The organism is Paenibacillus kribbensis (assembly GCF_001705305.1).
Lineage (GTDB): Bacteria > Bacillota > Bacilli > Paenibacillales > Paenibacillaceae > Paenibacillus > Paenibacillus kribbensis_B.
Genome location: NZ_MCBP01000002.1, coordinates 71,056 through 90,801 on the forward strand (window position 1 = coordinate 71,056; position 19,746 = coordinate 90,801).

The following is a 19,746-nucleotide window of genomic DNA, read 5'->3' on the forward strand; positions in this document are numbered from 1 at the left end:
CTCCTTTAAATTTAAAAAGAGCGGCACCCATACGGGTGCCGCTCCGTCAGGCTTTAAGGCTCCTGACCCCAAACGAGCTTATCGTTCTGGTACAGCGTCACCTTACTCCAATCCGCAAATTAATTTCTTGTAGGATCGTAGGAGTAGTCATCTGCCATATTGTAGTTCGTCCATTCGTTTTTGTTGATACGCGCTTGAATTTCGCCAGTCGAAGCTCCAAGTATCCGGCTGACTACACACTCTTCTCCGTCCGAAATCCAGAATTGGCCGGATCGTCAAGTGTCGCAACAGCCGCATTCACACCGCACATGATGCGTTTGCCGCTTGCATCGAGGTAGTATTCTTCGCTATCCATTACCGACCAAGCCTGCATATCGAACCAGCTGTTGGACGGAAGGTCCATATACACAGGTGCTTCCAGATAAGCCATATGGTAGAACATGCATTCGCCGCTACTACGCTTTGGTAGTTTTGGTAGCCTTGGTGCATATGGCTCGCGCCCCTGGACAAGTCATCTAAACCGCGTCTGACTGAATCTAAAAATATGGCAGGTATAACAGTTTACCTGCATAGCTTTCTACATAGTTGTTCTAGCTATGTCACCGCCTTTCTTTGAAACTGGACAAACTTCGACAGGTTATCTATTTATACGCAGGAAGATATTGTTTTCTGTCCGTCCTACTTCATATTTTTACATTTTATTACTTTCCCCCTCCCTAGATATAGAGATTAAGAACGATATATGTCGAATTGTGAGGTTATGATATAACCTTAACACAAAGGTGTATTGAAATTTTTAATCCTAGTTTTAATTAACTAGGATTAATTTCCTAAACAACCATAAAAATTGAATATTTATCCATGAATTGCGATATGGGTATAGAAGAATGCTAAAGTCAAATTGCTTTATGTAGCTTTGAACCTCTGAAAATAAAAAAGAATGGTTGAGCAAACACGGAGCCTGCTAAACCATTCCTTATGGAAAATTAATACGCCGTCCAGTCGCCACCGACGGCGATCACGACCCCGTTTATGAAACGGGAATCTTCACTCCAATCTCCCTATCGCACCTTGTCCTTTTGAATAAGCTCATAATAGATGCGCGAAGGCTCTGATTCTCCTGTGGATAAAATATATTCTGCCAAAGGGGCACACAGCTTTTGGAGGTAAAAGGAATATAGCAGCTCGGCCGTGTCAAAATGGATTTTCAGCACCTGCTTCATCAGTCCTTCAAATCTGGAGTAATCCAATTCCTCCGGGGTAATGTCAAACGGGTATTCAGGAAAGGTTTTTCTCTGAATCTCAACAAATTGTTCTCTAAGTTTCGGATGATTGCCTGATCGGGCAGCCGAGAAATTCATCATAAAAAAAGAAATAAAATCTGTCTCACGGTCACTTAACCCGTAATACTCACACCAACGCATGAACATCAGCGGTTTTACCATACATAAATCCCCTTTAACAAAAGCTCAGAATTATTATGAATTACACAAAATCTAACAGGTTCCAGCATATGTAATATATAGGTTAAGTCCCATTTTAAAATATGATTCCTTAAACGAATTTTGCTTTTAAACATATCCCCTTATTTCATAAAAAACTCTCCAGATATGATTCATCCGAAGAGTTCTTCGTGTCCGTCTCATCTTCACACCTTAATTATTTTCTCCAATTGGAATTTTCATTGCTAGTTCAGGCAGGTATGTTCTTTTCCAATTTCCTTGTTCATCATATGCGGGTTTGCCCCCCACCTCAGTTACATTCAAATAGGGTTTAATGGTAATGAATTTGGGTGTTTTTTCAAAGGGAGCAACGAAAATTTGGTGAATAGCCGCCCTTGTTTTAGTCCCAGGACGTCCTGAATCTCCAGTAACCCATGGTTGTTCCTGCCCTTTGTCATCAAAAACCGCATAGCCTAGTGTATTCATTGCCAGTCCATACCCGTATGCCTCACTCCCATACGTAGTCGGTCCTGGGCTTATATAATGGGTCTTAGTCGCAATCATGGTAGACATTGGTGTCATCTCTATTTTTTCTACAACCAAACGGGCAAACTCATTTGCTTTCTCCATTCGAGGTGTGAGCACCAAGTTTTTAGAAGGAATCTTTTGCACTGGTAATTCAAACTCAAAAGGTTCTTTTACTCCTTGGATTTGTATGCCTGCCTTTAGTTTAAATTGATCAGGAAGCTCTTTTCCCGAAGAGTACATTTTCTCCAAATCACTATAATAAACGATAACGGAACCCGGTGTGCCTCCGGAATTATAGCTTAGAAAGCGTCCATCGAAATCAAACGGTTTGCCATTGCACCATAATGTGATATCTTCAATTCGGTCTTTCAGCGTTGTGCCCAAATCTTCCCGGTTACTTTCCAATGTCAGAGCCAGACGAACACCGTCATAAGCAACCTGAGAAATGTGGAGCCGGGTTCCGTTATGAGTGCTGCTAACCGCTGTCTTTGTCACAAGACCTGCTTCCTCAACCTCCTGAAGTCCCAGGTCACCTGCTCGCATAAACGCATTTCCACCTGCTGTTGAAAGCCCTTGATTCGCTGTCAGTTGTAGAACACTGCTCACTATTGGAACTTGCCATAACAATTTCGCCATATTAGGAGAAATGAATGCAGAGGCTACGATTCCACTACTCAACACAATAGTTGTTATGAGCAAAGTTCCTATAAATCTACGACGGCGTGAAGTTGAGTCCGCGCGACTCGTATCTTGATAGATAAAACCTGTCTCAATCTGGCTATATACAGCCTCCAGCCGTTGTCGCACATACGGTGTTATGACATGCTCATTCCTAGCTTTTGCTTTAGCTGTTACCCACTCATTATCCAGCTTAATATCTCCCATGGATTGGTGTTCCCCTTTCTCCTGAATTTGATAACATGCGAAGCAGAGATTTCCGTGCGCGGTACAACCTCGTTTTGACCAGACTCTCTGATATGCCCAATGTTTTTGAAATCTCCTTAATGTTCAGATCATAGAAGTATTTTAAAATAATAACGAGCCGCATCGGATCTTCCAACTGATCCACTGCTTCATACAGTTCAATGTTTTCATACTCACCAGAAACACCAACTTGGTGCGAAAATTCAGATACGGCAACGGAGCGAGAACGCTTTTTAGCCAATTTATTGGATTCGTTAATGATGATCCGATACATCCAGGTTTTGAAGAGACTCTCGTCCCTCAGTGTGCCCAAAGATTTATATGCCTTGAGTATGGCTTCTTGTAGCGCATCAGCACTATCTTGTTCGTTTCTCAGGATAGAGTACGCCATTCCGTATAGATCGTTTTCAACTTCTCTAATAATGTTCACAAAAGCCCGTCTATCTCCGTGTTGCGCCTTTTTAACTTCATTTTCGATATTCAAAGGAAACCTCCTTTCAAGTTACCTATCTATTAGATCAACTAACAGGACGATCCGTTACAATTTAATTCCAAATTACACAACAAAAAAGACCTGTTCAACATCTTAATGACGCTAACCGGGTCTTCCCAAAAATTCTCTATTCGTATTTATTCTTATCCTCTACATAGGTGACAGATCACAGGCTGCAAGTGAATACATAGGCAGGTGGGACGTTGTAGTGTACTTTTTTAATTTGGATATCAGCAAAAAAGGTGCGAAAAAAATTGTGTTTGACCTTGCTATACTGGAACGTAATAAATTTACCCTCCTGACCTAAAACCTCTGCTGTTTGTCCCAAAATAAGGCTGGATAACACGGCTGGCAGGCTGGTAAAAGGAAGCCCTGACACAACATAGTCCACCTTGGAGACCTCATACTGGCGCATATACTGTGCTACGTGCTCAGCCGATCCGTGAATAATGTGCACCCGCTCCAAATGTCCGAACTTGCTTTGTAGTGTTTTGTAAAACGATTCATTGGCTTCGATCACCAGAAGTAGCGTTTCCGGGCGCTTGTTGGAGATCAACTCTTGCGTAAACACACCGGTACCTGCGCCGTATTCAATAATACACGATGCTTTGTCGAAGGAAATCGGTGTGGTAATTTGCTTGGCCAGCTGTCTTGAACTGGGGATAACAGCGCCTACGCTGCGCGGATGCCTAATATACTCTCGAATAAAGTGAATTGCATTCATCTTTTCCTCTCCCTGCTTCACACACTTGATAGGCATACGGTTCATCAACGTATCATATTCCATATCCATTGTATATTGATCAGAATAGTCATTTCAAGCAGGCGACTACCTGAATAAAAAAAGAGCGCAGCACTTTATTCGACTCTAATCCAATAAAGACTGCCCTCTTGTGGTAAACCTATTTTTCCATGGTGTCCAGGCTTACACCCTCTGCCTTCGATGCCTGTCCAGCTTTACGTCGCCGCGCACCTATATGCATGGCAAGAATCCGGTAGATTGAGGCCGACTGTATGGACACGGCCCAGCTCGCGTCTTCATCCGGTGCAAGCACGACCCCTAGCTGGTGATGATCGCCATCGTACATGCCACGCTGTACAAACTTGATCTCACCTTGAAGGTTGCGCACCTCCAGTTTGCAAAAAGCAGAATTGATTCGCAAGGCCTGGTGCAGCTCGGCACGGCTATTTACAATGACGCCGTTCACACGGTAAATGGCCTCCCCTGGCACAATGCCCATGGCCATCGCCGGACTGTCCGGCAGCACAGCAAGAACGCGCATTCCTTGCTCCGGATGAACAAACATCGGACTGAGACGGCTTTCCTCCAGGTTGCCATACCAGATCAGCGCTTCATGGGCGAGGAAGGAGAATAACGCTGCCAGCAGCATCAGCGGGCTCCACCATGCCGCCAGCAGACTTAGCAAAAGCAAAGCCACGCTGTACAGGAGCAGACGGTTCGACGTGAGCACCGCCTTTTGACGTGGCAGGTTGCCCAGCGTCATGCTGCTGAAGCCCATCAGGACTGGCAAGGCAGCCAGCATATATCCGGCTCCGGCATCGCCGCCGAATAAAGGTGTCCATGGAAGCGTAAAGCCTCCCTGAACGGGAACCAACAGCAGCAACGGAATCGGCCAGAGATCTTCCATACGGTAGCCTCCAACCAGCCTTCCCCGTTTGCCCTCCACAAATAGCGGAGTGGCCGCCTTTCCTCCTTGCCAGCGAACGAGCAGCGCCTCAGCCACATGCAGCGCGGCGACCAGCACCAGCAATGCAGGTATATCCAATCCGCGGATGGCTGCTAACGATGCTCCGAGCGCCCCCACAGGCTGCCAGCCATCTGCGACGTTCAATACAAATTGAGCCACACCCAGCAGACCTACCGAATAGGCCAGACACAGGTAACGGACACGCACCAGCATAAGCAGCAATGTGGTCACCCACAGACACACGATGGAAGCTGTGTTCAGATGTACGCTGACGAACATTCCCAGAGCGGATAGCACCATTCCAGCGATCAAGCCACTCCATACGACGCGCCAGGTTTGTCCTGCCCAACTGTGCACTTTGGTATGAAAGAGCTTGCGCTCCAATAGCATTTGCCGACGGTAGCCAAGCGCGACAATGAGTATCGAGATATAGTAAAACGGCTGCAAAAGCAGGTACAAGCAAGCATTCAGAACGCTCCATCCCCATTGTAATGCCCATTCCAAGTTCATTCACACTCCTTATGCCCCTGGCCCGCTGGTATAGCGGATCACGTACATTTCATATCCATTTATTCTATATGAAATTGCCAACGTAGGGAAGACAAACCGACAGACTGCAAATAAATCCCAATAACAAAGGAGGCTGTTTCCAGCCCCCTTGTTGTAGCCTTCCTAATTTATTTCGCTGCGCTAGTCTTCATTTCCTTCCGAATCTCTTCAATCCCCTGCTTGAGTTGATTATCGTTTTTCGGATCACGAATTTTTTCAATCAACTTGGCTTCCATCGCCGCTGCTGTCTTCGCATCAATGATACCGCTAGCCGTCAGCTTCGCCTGTTTTTGAAAAGCAATAACAGAGCTCTCGGTCGCTTTATCAAAGTAGCCGTCTTCACGCCCCGGTTTGTAACCCAAGCCTTGCAGAATGATTTGCGCATTTTTTACATCGCTGCTATTCATATTGTATTTCAAGGACTTTTCTTTGTTCAGTGGTGCCGCTGTGAAGTATTCAGGTTGCTCCACTGCGATATCCGGCTTAATCCCTTTTTTATGAATCCACGTACCATTTGGCGTTAGCCATTTGGCAATCGTGATTTTGAGTAGGCTGCCGTCGCCCATTTGCTTGTCATAGCTGGTTTGTACCGTTCCTTTACCAAAGGAGTTTTCCCCGATCAACACTGCACCAGCCGATTGCTGGAGAGCACCTGCCAGAATTTCGGACGCGCTGGCGCTGCCTTTATTCATCAGCAAAGTCACCGGATAGTTTTTGCTTGAACCTTTGGATTTCTCTTCTTCACGCTTCTGGTTCTTGTCCTCCACCTGTACAATCGTTTTGCCAGAAGGAACAAATTGCTGGGCAATATCAATGACGACCGAAAGCACACCGCCAGGGTTATTACGCACGTCGATGACGAGTCCTTTAAGCCCTCGTTTTTCCAGCTTCGTCAGCTCTTCTTTGAAGCGATCTGCTGTATTTAACGAGAATTGGGTGATGGTAATAACACCTACACCGCCGCTTTCCATATGAGCTGTGACGGTTTCCATATCAATGTTGTCACGGGTAATCGTGTATTCAAGCGGATCAGGAGAGCCATTGCGCTGAATTTTGACCTTGGCCTGACTGCCCTTGGGTCCCCGAATTTTGGAAACGGCCTTGTTGAGATCTAATCCATCCAGTGTTTCACCGTTAACAGACAAAATAATATCCTTAGCGCGTAGTCCCGCCTTCTCGGCCGGAGAGCCTTTAATCGGCGTTACTACGACTACTTTCCCGTTTTCCGCCGCTACCTCGGCTCCGATCCCGGTAAAAGAGCCTTCAATAGACTGCTCAAACTGTTGTGCAGTTTCTTTGCCCATATAAGAGGAATACGGGTCGCCTAGCGACTCCATCATACCATTGATGGCGCCATCCACCAGCTTGGTACGATCCACATCCTGATAATATTGTCCCTGAATCAGGTCCATCGCTGTCTCAATTTTGCGGATATCACTTCTGGAGGCGGAACTGCTCCCTGTCACACTTGCCAGCAGTCCCTCGCCCAGAGCGCTATTCCCCACTGTGGCCGTTCCAGTATAAGCAAAAGTGAGCAGACTGCCGCCAAGCAGGCCAATCACCATCAAGAGTACTGCTGTACTTTTTTTCAACATCTAATCGTCCACCGCCTTCTCTTTATCTTGTAGCCTATTCCTCAAACGCATATCCATTCACGCAGTATACGTCTAGCTTGTACGGAATATGTTAATTGTATCCTACTCCGTGTCTCAATGCACATGTTCTTCATCGGGTATCAAGTTATGAAAGCAAAGCCCTATCTACAACCGTATTGGCTACAAATAGGGCCTGTCTTTTTCAACTATAGATAGTTCATCGGATTTACAGGTTTGTTATTCTCGCGCACCTCAAAATGACAGTGAGGTCCTGTTGAATTACCAGTCGAACCAACTTCCGCAATTTTTTGACCGCGTTTCACCGTCTGTCCCGTATGAACCACCGTACCGCCATTGCGAATATGTCCGTATAGGGTCCATAGCCCGTCCCCGTGGTCAATTACAACCGTGTTTCCATAGCCACTCCACCATTCGGCTACAATGACAACACCGTCTTCTGCTGCATGAATATCGGTCCCCTGCGGAGCCGCCATATCAATGCCTGTGTGGCCTTTCAGCTTGCCGGTTATCGGATGTACCCGCATGCCAAAAGTAGATGAGAGTCGGTAATGGGATACAGGCAAAGCCAATGTGCCCGATCCGCCTGTATACGTACTTGCTGCCGCATGGCTGGAATTCGAGCCAGTGCCTGAGGATGAAGAAGCATATCGCTTGGCTTCAGCAGCACGTGCAGCCGCTCTGGCGCGTGCTGCTTTAGCAGCCTGCTCCGCTCTGAGCTTGTTTTTCTCCTGCAACAGACCCACACGTTTGTTAGCAAGGGCTACCAGCATATCATTTTGCTCTTCACTGATTTCATCTGACTCAGCAATATCATGATCATAGCCGGCGATCAGTCTTTGCTTCTCTTGCTCCTTGGAATTCAGCTCTGCTTTGGCGTCCTGCTTGATCGCATACAGCTTCTTCGCATTTTTATATTCCGTGTCGAGCTGCTTCTTCTTGCTTACGACCAGAGCCTTGTCCTTTTTATGCTCGTCCAACAGGATTTGATCCTGCTCCACGATCGTTTTCAAGGAATCTACCCGGCTGAGAAAGTCGCTAAAGCTGGTCGAAGACATAAGTACGTCCATATACGAGACGGTTCCATCCGTATACATCAGACGCACGCGCGTTTCCAGCATTTTTTCCCGTGACTGGATACGATCAATTGCTTCGGCCAAGTCCTTTTTAGTTGCACGCAGATTATCTTCCGTTTGATCTATCTCAACCGCTACACGAGTCAGCTGGTCGCTGACACTATTAATCTGATCAAGTACAATTTTCAGATTTTGCACGGTTTTATTTTTATAATGCTGGGCATACTGTTTATCTTGAGCAGCCTTTTCCTGCTGTTGCTTGGCAGATTTGGACTGCTTATCCAATTGGTTCAACTGCGAATTGATTTCACTCATGCTTTTGGCATATCCGTCAGAAGGCTGAATCAGCAATGCGGCTACCAAGGTAGCGGCCAACACAGATCCTGTTTTCTTCAACTTGCAATCCCCATCCTTTATCGCAAAATCTTTATCGCAACATAACAGCGGGCTTCCCCGTTCTAATTAATATCAATTACGACGTCCACCAAATGATTCTTTATACTTTCAAGAACTTGCGCATGGACAGGGTACTGCCAATAATGCCGACCAGCATCCCCAAAATAACCAGCAAAGCACTCAACTGAATCCAAATGCCCTCAAGCGGCATAAGCTTCAGCATATTCAATGCGATATCTCCCTGAACGGCCGTGAGCAGACGCTGATAGCCTGTAAATAAAATACCTACGGTAATCAGGGAACCAATGAGACCAATAAGTGCGCCTTCAATAAAAAACGGCCATCGTATAAAAAAGTTGGTCGCACCGACCAGCTTCATAATGCCAATCTCTCTGCGTCGTGCCAATATCGTCACACGAATCGTATTCGAGATCAGGAACATGGACATAATCGCCAACCCGGCTACGAATATAAAGCCAACATTGCGGATCAGCTTGGTTATCGTAAAGAGCGTCTCTACGGTGCCTTTTCCATAACGAACCTTTAAAATCGGCTTCTCTGGATGCAACGTATTCAGCTTCTCAATCTTCTCGGCCACAAATGGAACCGTCGTCGGTTCAATAACCTCTACCACAATTTTGTCCGGCAACGGATTGCTATCCTTGTCAAAACCCTCCAGCAGGTCTTTGCCGCTGTCTCCCAGATCTTTGCGCAGCTCTTCCAATCCTTGAGCTTTAGTCACAAAGCTGGTTTTGCTGATTTCCGGCATGGCCGCGATTTCCTTTTGCAGCGTTTCACGCATGCTCTGATCCACATTCAGCTCCAGAAATACGTTAACCTCCACCTGACTATCTGCTTGATCAGCCAAGGAGTTGACGTTGAGCACCAGCATGATAAACACGCCCAATATAAGCAGTGACACAATAATTGAGGTGATGGATGCTACGGACATCCAGCCATTGCGGAATATGTTTTTGAAACCTTCCCGCATATGACGCAAGAAGGTATTAAAAGTCATATCCGTACTCCCCTCTTACCTGATCTCTTACGATGTTGCCATTTTCGATAGCAATAACGCGTTTACGCATGGAGTTCACGATGTCCTTATTGTGTGTTGCCATCACAATCGTCGTCCCCCGGAAATTAATTTCGTCCAGCAACTGCATGATCTCCCACGATGTTTCGGGGTCCAGATTACCCGTCGGCTCATCGGCAATGATCACCGAGGGATTGTTCACGATGGCCCGTGCAATCGCTACGCGTTGCTGCTCCCCACCGGAAAGCTGGGCAGGCTCGCGATTCATTTTTTCTTTCAAGCCAACCAATTCGAGCACTTCCGGCACTCGTTTGCGGATCAGCTTTTTGGGAGCCTCTATCACTTCCATAGCAAACGCTACATTCTCATAGGCTGTCAAACGCGGCAAAAGGCGGAAATCCTGAAAAATGACTCCGATATTACGACGAACATAGGGGATTTTACGCTGCTTGAGCTTCCCGATATTAAATCCATTAACTGAAATTTGCCCCTTGGTCGGTACTTCTTCTCTATAAATAAGCTTCATGAAAGTCGATTTACCCGCCCCGGACGGGCCGACTACGTATACGAATTCATTACGGTCAATTCTGACCGACACTCCCTGAAGTGCGTGGGTCCCGTTAGTATAGGTCTTCCACACATCCTGCATTTCAATCACTCGATCACTTCCCGCTGCTTAATCATGTTACGTATAACCTAATAACCATTCGACATATTCCATGCATTTCCTTTATAAACTTCTGTATTTCATCATACCGTCTATCATTGTAACAAATTTGTTACCTAAATAGTACCGAAAGTTTTCCGCTTTTGGCACATATACATGAATATGATGGCACACGAATGCGTTACCAAGCTTACGAGACAGGAGACAGCTGCATTATGAAAAAAATTCATTTATCTGTCATTTGGATATGGTGTGGAATTTTGGCGCTGGCGATGCTATGGGGAGGGCTTCACCTGTACGCCGACAGACAAACGCTGCCGAAGGGAGTAAGGGTCGGAGGAATCAGCATGGGAGCTATGGATAAAACAGCCGCTCTTCGATTGCTGGACGAAAAACTGGATGCCTTGAAGCAACGCCCTCTGATCTTAACGGATAATGACAGCAGTGCGCAGGATATAAAACTTACCCTTGGAGAAGCAGGGATTACTTATAAAGCAGCGGCATTCCGCAATGCCGTAAAGGCGCTCGGCTCGGAGCATCTGTGGACTCGTGTGCAGACACGCTTTACCTTTGAAAAGGAATGGTCTGTCACGCCTTCCCGACAGGAGACCGCCTTAAAAGCCCAATTGGGAACCGATTGGGAGGAACAGCGCTACGGCATGCCGGTGAATGCCGTGCGTCAGATCACCGCATACGATCAGGTTCGCTATATTCCGGGGCGATCCGTCCGCCGCCTGGATTGGTCTAAACTGGACGTAGCACTGGATAGTGCGCTACCCAAGGATTTAACCGCCTCCGGGGAGCCGGTGCAAGTGGAGCTACCGTTCCGTCAGTTGGAACCGGATGTTACGGTGGATAGCCTGCGGGGCGAAGGTATCGAGCGTAAAATCGTCCAGTTTTCCACCAGCCTGGGCAGCAGCTCGGAAGGACGTGTGTATAATGTTAACTCGGCCGCCAGCACCGTTGACGGTTTGATCCTCAGGCCTGGCGATATATTTGACTATGGTCAAATAATAGCCAAGGCTGAGCGCACTCAAGGCTTTCGTGAAGCCCCGGTAATCGTGAACGGACAGCTGGAATCCGGCATTGGCGGCGGGATTTGCCAGGTATCCAGCACCGTCTATAATGCGGCGCTGCGAGTCGGCTTGGACATTGTTGAGCGCCACAACCACTCCTTGCCGGTCAGCTACCTGCCCAAGGGACAGGATGCTACTTTTGCTACAGGGTCTATTAATTTTCGCTTTAAGAACAATACGGGCAAACATTTGCTCCTGCGTGCCGCTGTTCAAAACCGCATGCTTACCGTAAAATTTTTTGGCACCTTCCCGTCTAATGTGTCCTTTGAGCTGGAATCCCGCACGGTTCGTGTCCTCCCCATACCGGAAAAGAGAATCCGTAATGGCTCATTTTCCCCCGGCTTCTATCAAGTACTTCGGCAGGGCAAGGAAGGTTATATAGTGGAAACATACCGAATCAAAAAGGTGGACGGCAAGACTGTGGAACGCACCCGGATCAGCCGCGATACATACCGTGCGCAGCAGCGTATTGTTGCTGTTCCTGACGAAAGTACATCGTCTGAGCCCCAAACACGCGAACCGCAAAAGCGTATTATCGAGGACGGCATAAGCGAATAAACGAAAGATCCCCCTCCAACGGCTGCCTGAATTGGTTCAGACAGAGTTAAAGGGGGATTTTAATTATAGACTGATTACTCGCTGCGTTTACCCAAAACAGAAACTTCTACAGGCGCAATTTCGTTGCCGTCTGCATCTTTAGCCTTGATTACCAGTCTAACCGTTGCTTTTTGAGCAATCACGCTGATACTAAATGTACCATCATCCTTGGCTACCGCACTACCGATGGGCAGATCGTTGGAATAGGCAGTTACTGTGGAACCAGCTTTGGCTGTCCCTGTAATTGTACCTTCCCCGTCATACACGTCATTGACTTTCAGTGTACCTGTGCTTGAAACCGCGTCAGTAGTTGCGTCTTTAGTTGCGTCTGTATCTGCACTAGTATCGGTTGTTGCAGAGTTGTCCACAGTCGTGCTGCTGTTCGTCGTAGCATCTGTAGTTGTGGTTGTGCTTTCTGTGGTTGTGCTAGTGCTGCTATCCTCAGCTTCGCTGCCATAAGTTGTAGACGTGCTGCCATAAGTGGAATCCGTAACATTGCTGTATGTGGAATCTGTTACGGTTACGCCAGGAGTCGTTGTCAGATTATCAACGGAGCTCAGGTTGTAACCGGATGCCGCATCCAGAATAGCAATCGCTTCTGCACGAGTCAGCGGCTTCAGTGGCTGGAATTTGCCATCAGGATAGCCGTTAATGATTTTTTGCTCCGCAGCTGCCGCTACACTTTTCTTCGCCCAAGATCCAATCTTGTCGGAGTCGATGAATCTAGTGACATCTGCTGCGTTACCCGCAGTCAGTCCAATCGCTTTGCCCACGATAGCCGCGGCTTCCTGACGTGTCACTTTTCCATTCGGTTTGAGCTTGTTATCTGCATAGCCACTTATGTAACCTGCATTCACGGCACTTGTCAGCTCATTGTATGCCCAGTGCGATGCTGGTACGTCTGTGAACGTTCTGCTTCCATTACCGTTTACTTTCACACTGTCTGCATACGTTACGTCCGTCACAGCCGGAGTTTCCACTGTAAACGTACCCAGGCTGCGGTTCAGAAGAACAATAAATTCTGCGCGCGTGATCGCTGCATCCGGTTTCGTTGCACTATCCAAATGCCCTGTAGCCGACCAGCGTTGTATCTGATCTCCTGCCCAATGGCCGCTTGTTGTTTGAGGAGCTGCTGCCGCTACGCTGAATGCGCTTAGAATAAGGCCCGTACTCAATACACCTGTAACTGTGTTTCTGAATTTCTTCCCCATACTGTAAATTCCTCCTTTGGTTGGCTTCATCATTCTTTTTTAAACACTTTACCAGAAATCAAACCCGAATAACCCCCAAATTGAAAAAATCGTCCCATATAACCACACCCCCGCCTAATGTAGGATAAATAAGACTCAGGACTTAATGCCCAGCTAATTGCTAGGATATGTATATGTGGACAGGCCACGGGCTACCTTGGGGACGCCAAAATCCAGGATGTATTGGCATGGCTGCCGATTCAGGGGCAACTAACAGGTTAAAAAAATCCCCACAGCCTTCCTCACCATACTACAGTGAAGAAGAGGCCGCGGGGATTTGTTGCACAATCAAGGAGCTGTTGTTGTCTCCGTTGATGCAGATACTTTAGCTTGTGACTTGGGTAACACTTTGTACAGGCGCCACTCGCCGTTAAACTCACGCTCAAGCTGGACCCACGGTGCACCCTTTTCATATAAATTCGGATATACCATATTGATTTTACTCAGTGGCATGCCTGACATGATTTTAGGTACAAGGATATAATCCACATGGCTATCCTGCGGATAGCTTAATGCTTTATTGAACGAGTAATCACTTGTGATCAGGAAACGTTTGGGATACTGACTATATACGATCATCGTGTAGGCTGAGGCCGAATCGGTCATAATCGTAGACTTCGGCAGATGCTCGTCCAGCCAGACGGCGATCTTTCGATCTGATACCTGTCTTACATAGTTCACATTCCCCGTCCGGGTGAGGAAGCTGTTCTCATCCGGTGCAATATCCGGACGAGTCAGCGCATAAGAGAGTAATCCTGCGGTAAGCAGCAGACTGACAGATACCAGACCAAAGGCCGCTCTCCGCCATCGTCCCTGAAGCTGGCTCAGCTCATACGGCAGCCATGCCACGGTAATGGGGAACACATACATAAAATAACGGAACCACCCATACGAGGATTGCTTCATCATAAGTAAAAATTGCAAGCCCGGCACGGACAGAAACAGCAGCAAAATAATCAGGGTTCCCCACCGGAACAAGCGCCCGCTTAATAAACGAATAAGCAAAATAGCAAACAGCGGTACGGAATACCAAATCGTTTTGGAAGCAATAAACTTCAAGGCTACCAGCGGATTGGAGAACATCTCCACGAATTTATCATCATTCAGCAGCTCTGCTGATTGCGCCGTGTTCGAATACTCCGAATTGAGGAAATAAAAAGCATTTCCCATAATGAGATAATTAAAGAAAATCCACAGCAGCCCGGAAAAGACCACGGGGAGCAGGAGCAGAAGCCAGGTCGCCTCGACCTTGTGCAGCTTTTCCCGCAAAGGCAGCTCACGTCTATCCATATGCCGATGTAAAAACAGCACTGCTACGACCACGCCACAGGCCATTGCTACGCCCAGAGGCACCGCCTCATAGCGAGTCCAAAACGCCATAGCTAACGCTAATCCGGATACAATCAGACTCGCTGTCATACGATCCTTGAGCCACAGCGCAAATTCAATCACCGTCATCATAATAAAATATATGTATAGCGAATCACTCAGCCCGTTGGCACCAAACAGTAGAACAAATGGATTTAGCGCATACAGCAAAGCTAGCAGCAAGCTCATTCCCGAGCTAAGCCCTGTTCTGACACCTGCCCGATACAGCAGCATAGCAGTCAAAGCTGCGAAGGTAGCACTAAGGATGACCGCGGCCAATCCATGGGATGCTAATGCCGGAAAAACCGGATACAGCACTAGAATCACCATTTCCAGAAGACTGGGCAGCGGATTCCAGATAAACCCGATTGCGCCCAGATGCGGGTCACGGCTATACAGCACATAAAATGCGTTAGCTACGCGACTGAGCGCGTCCGTATGCATATATCCCAAAACATAGCTGAAATAAATGCCTGCGGACAGCTCTAACGCAAGTATAAATACAAACAGACCTATAGCCATCCATCTGCTTGCAGACCATTTGCGAAAGGACATTCCTCTCGTTCCCCCTCAAACTTGTTGCGGTATTGCAGCTATAGCCTTATCTTCCAACCTATAGCTGCATGATTCGAACGTTTTTCCGTGTTTTTTAAAATTATGAAGCCTCTTTCTGATGCTTTTGCGGAACGGAGAAAATCCAATAGCGATTCCAGAGGTAATTATGAATGGGCACGATGATGGTAGTCAGCACTTCACCAATCAGATACGACCAACCGATCCAGTGAATCGTTACGTACATAAGACCTGCATTCAAGAGCAGACCACAGGAGCAGACCAACAAATATTTAAGAAATTGTGTGCGGCTCCCCTCGCCGGTGGGTTCGAATGTCCAGTTCCGATTCAGCACGTACGAAACGCACAACGTCACCACAAATCCTATCGTAGTAGCTGTTACCGCAGGGACCTTAAACAGCTCCACCAGCAGCACAAGTACACCGACATGAATACCTGTACCCAGCAACCCCACAATACCGTATTTAATGATTGGATACTTTAGATATGAACGTCTGATCATGTTGATTAAACTCCCTATCCACCCACAATCGGTCAGCATTCGCCCGTTTGTCCGCGATTAGATAACGGGGTCGGGCTTTGACTTCGTGATATATGGCGGCAATATATTCTCCTACTACTCCAATGGACAGCATGAGGACACTGCCAATGATCAAGAGCAGCAATATGACAGTGGTAAAACCGGTCACAGCGTCACCCATTAATTTGCGCATCAAGGTTTGAATCCCCAAGACGACTGAAATCAGCATAAAAATGATTCCCATCAAACTTACTACCCGCAGCGGTACGGTTGAAAACGAAACGATCGCTTCTGCTGCCAGCCGAAACAGCCCAAACGGACTCCAACGGCTTGGACCTTGCTCCCGTGGAGCTACCCGGAACGAAATCTGGGCTTTGCGGAAGCCAAGCCAAGCCGTCATTCCGCGAAAAAACGGCATCCGCTCCGGCATCGCCATCCAGGCATCCACGACCCGACGATCCAAAAGCTTATAATCAGAAGCATCCTTCAGGTTAAAGCCCGTCAGACGGTTCAAGGTCGCGTAAAACAATGAAGCACCGAGCTTTTTGCCCACCGACTCTTCTCCCCTGAATTCCTTCACACATTCCACCAGATCATAACCTTCATTCTGCCATAAACGCACCATTTCCCCGATCATCTCAGGAGGATGCTGTAAATCGCCGTCCATGACGATGATCGCATCGCCGGAGGCATTTTCCAAACCTGCGCACAGTGCCAGCTCCTTGCCAAAGTTCCGGCTCAGCCGCAGCGCGAGCAAAGAGGGCATGCGACGGGACAATTCGGACAGTTTGAGCCACGTATCGTCTTTGGAACCATCATCTACGATAATCAGCTCATAGCGTGAGGTGACAACAGACAATACTCCATCAATTACCGTGAGTGAACGCTCCAAATGCGAGCTTTCATTGTACATGGGAATGACGACGGATAAAAAGGGGGTTTTTGTCTCCATTCTTGCTCCTTCTCTCTTCATATTCAGGAGGACTGTGCCGGGGCATCATCCAAGTCGTGCATATCGGTCAGACCATGTGTCGTCTTCTCCCAATAGAACGGTTTGGTAATGAGCTGCCAGGCTGCTTTTACCGCAGCTATACTCATAAGTACCCAATATATTGGCGAAAGCAGCCCGTATTTGACCATCGAGTATGAAAATGTTCGTTCACCACGCTCTTCCAGCTCCCCGATGACCCAATACATGCCGGCCACATTACTGAATACGAACAGAAAGTTGCCGATATAAAATTCCGCGCTGGCCAGGTAATACACATAACCCGGAAACAGCTTGGGAATAAAAGACAATTCCCAGCCGAACCATAAAATAAGCAAGCCCCAAAAAATCGGGTTCAGCAAAGGCAGCATTGGAGTTGCCAGAATCATGACCTGGAAACCGAAAAAACCTTTCCAGCCCACTTCACGCACCAATTTAACCGGATTGCGCATATGAACCAGCCATGTCTGCATATAACCCTTGATCCAGCGTGACCGCTGACGAATCCAGTTGCCGACGCGGCTGTTGGCCTCCTCCCATGTACGGGAGTCGACAATGGCGGTTTTATAGCCGCCTTTATACAGACGTATGCCCAAATCGGCATCCTCGGTTACATTGTAGGGGTCCCATGCGTTGATATCTTTTAATACAGATACCCGAAAATGATTGGACGTGCCGCCGAGCGGAATTGGGGTATCTAGCTGCATAATGCCTGGCAGCAGCAATTCGAACCACATACTGTATTCTTGAGTAAACCAGCGAGTGAGCAAATTTTGCGTGCTGTTAAAATAATTGAGCTTCGCTTGAATACATGCATAATTCTCAGGAAGTGAGTCGAACGCCGCAATGACCTTTTTAAGCTGGTCAGCGTCGGGACGGTCCTCGGCATCGTAAATGACGACAAATTCGCCACGTGCCCGAATTAGCCCGTAATTACATGCCTTTGGCTTGGTTTTCGGCAAGCCGTCAGGAACGATCAGTGTCGTATAATAGGCAGGCAGCTTCATTTCGCGAAGCAGCTCAATCGTCTCAATGTCATCCTCTTCAATTAGCAACCGCACATCCAGCTTGGACTTGGGATAATCCAGCTGCTCCAAATTCCGCAAAAGCATCGGAAGCACGCCAGCCTCCTTGTACATCGGTACAAGAACCGTATAGATCGGCAGCTTTTTTTCATCCATGGCGTCAACCTCTTCCTTCGTGAAGCGAAGCTGCGCTGCACGCCGGGAACCGAGATAGATAATGCCGAATTTGAAAAGGGTCATAGCAAAATAAAACAGCTGAATCATCATATTGATAATCAGCACCGTTTTCCAACTGTTCCAGAAGAGGCCGAGCAGTGTAATTACGCCCATCGCCGTGAACACCCATAGCTGTCCCTTCGTAAAGGTCGTGCGCGCCGAATTGTGCGGCTCTTTTTCCAGCAGTCCGGTCGTGCTCTCCTGCATCATTTCTTCGCCGTAAATTTTACCCCAGAGCTGCTCCATCTCTTCCTTGGTCGCCAGCACTTGCTCTACCGGCATACCGAGGATTTCCTCCAGCTTCAAGCGTCGCTCTTCCGGCAGCGGGTCACTGACCGCCACAATATAGCGGTTCATATATTGATGAATGACGACCACACCATAAGCCATAGCCACCTGCTCGGGCAGCTTATAGGCAGCATCCAGCGCTAATTCCTCACCGATACGGCCGATACGGTTCTGTGTAGCAATCGCGCGGTACAAATCCGCGGGTTCCAGCATTCGCAATGACAGTAAAATGTCGCCGAGCAGCCCGCCGCTCTTCGCCTGGAACTCCAGTGCACGCTCTAGCTGCTCGGGTAAAATATAGCCGGAACGAACCAGCATATCGCCTAATCGTTCCTTGGACTCGTCCCCGCTAACCTGCTGCTGCAGCTCCCCGACTGTAATGAAGCCCATCTCCACGAGAATGTCACCCAGCCTGCCACCATAACGCTTCTGGTTTCGGATGGCGTCCGCCAGCTGATCCCGGGTAATCAGCCCGTTCTCCACCAGTTGATCCCCCAGACGGGCTTTACCGTTTCGTCCGCTTTGGGCTCCAGTGAAAATCTCTCCATCTGCCGCGTCTGCCATGCTGGAGGCCGCTCCTACAGCGGCGCCTGCTGCCTGTTCCTGCTGCCCGGAAGCGTACTGGACTTGCGCCTCCTGTGCCTGTCCAGCCTGCATGCCTTCATCCAGCAATGGCTCCACTGCTGCTGAATCATCAGCGTTCTTGATAGCCTGGATGCGAAGCTCTGTATCCTGAAGTCGCCGTTCCAGCTCTTCGATATGAAAATCAAGCTTGTACAGCACCGGAGCTTGCTCCGACCGCTGGGCTTCCAGCTGCTGCTGCAGCTGAGCGATCAGTTGACGCTCTTCTTTTATTCTTTTCTTGGTTTGGCGAATCGACACTCCGCCAATCTGCCACCTAAGCTTGTCACCCATGGATTCCCGCCCTTTCAATCCAGCGCCGCTCTTCGGCGAGCGCGTCCGCAAGCAACTGCTTCAGCTCCGCATCCCGCTGCTTTTTCCGTTCCAGCGCCGCGTGAAAAAGCTCCCGTTCCTCACGCAGCAACTTCTCCGCTTGCATCCGCTCCTCATTCAATGAAAACACCAGTTGTTCGGCGTCAGAAGCACGATAACCGATCCATGCGCTCTTTAACTTCCGTGCCGTTCTTTTACTTCTCATAATACCTCCTGTACGGTCCCAACTCTGTCCCTTGAACATATCACTACTTCGATGATCCATCCGTTACGCATATCAGAACATCCTTATATTTCTTATATATACCAATCGTTTACACATTGATGCAAATTTTCCGGTCGGAAAGAGCTCTTTCCGACCTAAACTCAGCTATGTAAAAATGGGTCCGTTCTGGCTAATTGGGTCTACCTTTAAAAACTTAGTGCTATTCTACCATAATTATGTCAGAAGTAGGTAT

Annotated in this window: 16 protein-coding genes and 1 pseudogene; 1 reads left to right on the forward strand and 16 read right to left on the reverse strand. The window is 47.9% G+C overall.

Translation table 11 applies throughout. The features are described 5' to 3' along the window. Nucleotides 1-232 precede the first annotated feature (232 nt). From BAZ21_RS03585 to ftsE, 10 genes and pseudogenes are all read right to left on the reverse strand, one after another. Nucleotides 233-448 (reverse strand): annotated as a pseudogene (locus tag BAZ21_RS03585) (glycoside hydrolase family 48 protein); the annotation flags it as partial. A gap of 613 nt (nt 449-1,061) precedes the next feature. Continuing rightward, a complete protein-coding gene (locus BAZ21_RS03590; RefSeq protein WP_068497176.1) occupies nt 1,062-1,445 on the reverse strand; it encodes a hypothetical protein in 384 nt (127 codons plus the stop codon). Nucleotides 1,446-1,655: 210 nt separating this feature from the next. Beyond that, the gene (locus BAZ21_RS03595) at nt 1,656-2,855 is read right to left on the reverse strand and encodes a DUF4179 domain-containing protein (protein ID WP_068497178.1); all 1,200 of its coding nucleotides are present in this window, start codon (nt 2,853-2,855) and stop codon (nt 1,656-1,658) included. Then, nucleotides 2,842-3,378: a sigma-70 family RNA polymerase sigma factor gene (locus BAZ21_RS03600; RefSeq protein WP_068497180.1), complete on the reverse strand. Its 537-nt coding sequence runs from the start codon at nt 3,376-3,378 to the stop codon at nt 2,842-2,844. The genes BAZ21_RS03595 and BAZ21_RS03600 overlap by 14 nt, the downstream gene beginning before the upstream one ends. Before the next feature lie 175 nt (nt 3,379-3,553). After that, nucleotides 3,554-4,111: a class I SAM-dependent methyltransferase gene (locus BAZ21_RS03605; RefSeq protein ID WP_068497182.1), complete on the reverse strand. Its 558-nt coding sequence runs from the start codon at nt 4,109-4,111 to the stop codon at nt 3,554-3,556. Between the two features lie 178 nt (nt 4,112-4,289). After that, nucleotides 4,290-5,606 carry a PDZ domain-containing protein gene (locus BAZ21_RS03610; RefSeq protein WP_068497184.1) on the reverse strand — a complete coding sequence of 439 codons (1,317 nt, stop codon included), beginning with the start codon at nt 5,604-5,606 and terminating at the stop codon, nt 4,290-4,292. Between the two features lie 167 nt (nt 5,607-5,773). Further along, nucleotides 5,774-7,240 (reverse strand): S41 family peptidase, encoded by a 1,467-nt coding sequence (locus BAZ21_RS03615; protein ID WP_068497186.1) that lies wholly within the window; start codon nt 7,238-7,240, stop codon nt 5,774-5,776. A gap of 206 nt (nt 7,241-7,446) precedes the next feature. Further along, the gene (locus BAZ21_RS03620; protein WP_068497187.1) at nt 7,447-8,730 is read right to left on the reverse strand and encodes a murein hydrolase activator EnvC family protein; all 1,284 of its coding nucleotides are present in this window, start codon (nt 8,728-8,730) and stop codon (nt 7,447-7,449) included. A 100-nt stretch (nt 8,731-8,830) separates the two neighbouring features. Next, a complete protein-coding gene (gene ftsX / locus BAZ21_RS03625; protein ID WP_068497190.1) occupies nt 8,831-9,748 on the reverse strand; it encodes a permease-like cell division protein FtsX in 918 nt (305 codons plus the stop codon). Beyond that, a complete protein-coding gene (ftsE, locus tag BAZ21_RS03630; RefSeq protein WP_007432660.1) occupies nt 9,738-10,424 on the reverse strand; it encodes a cell division ATP-binding protein FtsE in 687 nt (228 codons plus the stop codon). The genes ftsX and ftsE overlap by 11 nt, the downstream gene beginning before the upstream one ends. A 224-nt stretch (nt 10,425-10,648) precedes the next feature. Between ftsE and BAZ21_RS03635 the strand changes: the two genes are divergently transcribed. Beyond that, nucleotides 10,649-12,067, forward strand: a complete 1,419-nt coding sequence (locus tag BAZ21_RS03635; protein ID WP_068497192.1) for a VanW family protein — start codon at nt 10,649-10,651, stop codon at nt 12,065-12,067. A gap of 74 nt (nt 12,068-12,141) precedes the next feature. Here the strand turns inward: BAZ21_RS03635 and BAZ21_RS03640 are convergent, their stop codons facing one another. From BAZ21_RS03640 to BAZ21_RS03665, 6 genes are all read right to left on the reverse strand, one after another. After that, nucleotides 12,142-13,317, reverse strand: a complete 1,176-nt coding sequence (locus BAZ21_RS03640; RefSeq protein ID WP_068497194.1) for an S-layer homology domain-containing protein — start codon at nt 13,315-13,317, stop codon at nt 12,142-12,144. A gap of 327 nt (nt 13,318-13,644) precedes the next feature. Then, the gene (locus tag BAZ21_RS03645; protein WP_068497196.1) at nt 13,645-15,279 is read right to left on the reverse strand and encodes a glycosyltransferase family 39 protein; all 1,635 of its coding nucleotides are present in this window, start codon (nt 15,277-15,279) and stop codon (nt 13,645-13,647) included. Nucleotides 15,280-15,379: 100 nt separating this feature from the next. Next, a complete protein-coding gene (locus BAZ21_RS03650; protein WP_068497197.1) occupies nt 15,380-15,799 on the reverse strand; it encodes a GtrA family protein in 420 nt (139 codons plus the stop codon). Beyond that, on the reverse strand, nt 15,762-16,769 hold the full coding sequence (locus tag BAZ21_RS03655; protein ID WP_068497199.1) for a glycosyltransferase family 2 protein: 1,008 nt from the start codon (nt 16,767-16,769) through the stop codon (nt 15,762-15,764). The genes BAZ21_RS03650 and BAZ21_RS03655 overlap by 38 nt, the downstream gene beginning before the upstream one ends. Before the next feature lie 23 nt (nt 16,770-16,792). After that, nucleotides 16,793-19,249: a glycosyltransferase family 2 protein gene (locus BAZ21_RS03660; protein ID WP_068497201.1), complete on the reverse strand. Its 2,457-nt coding sequence runs from the start codon at nt 19,247-19,249 to the stop codon at nt 16,793-16,795. Next, nucleotides 19,242-19,493: a hypothetical protein gene (locus BAZ21_RS03665; RefSeq protein ID WP_068497202.1), complete on the reverse strand. Its 252-nt coding sequence runs from the start codon at nt 19,491-19,493 to the stop codon at nt 19,242-19,244. The genes BAZ21_RS03660 and BAZ21_RS03665 overlap by 8 nt, the downstream gene beginning before the upstream one ends. Between the last annotated feature and the right edge of the window lie 253 nt (nt 19,494-19,746).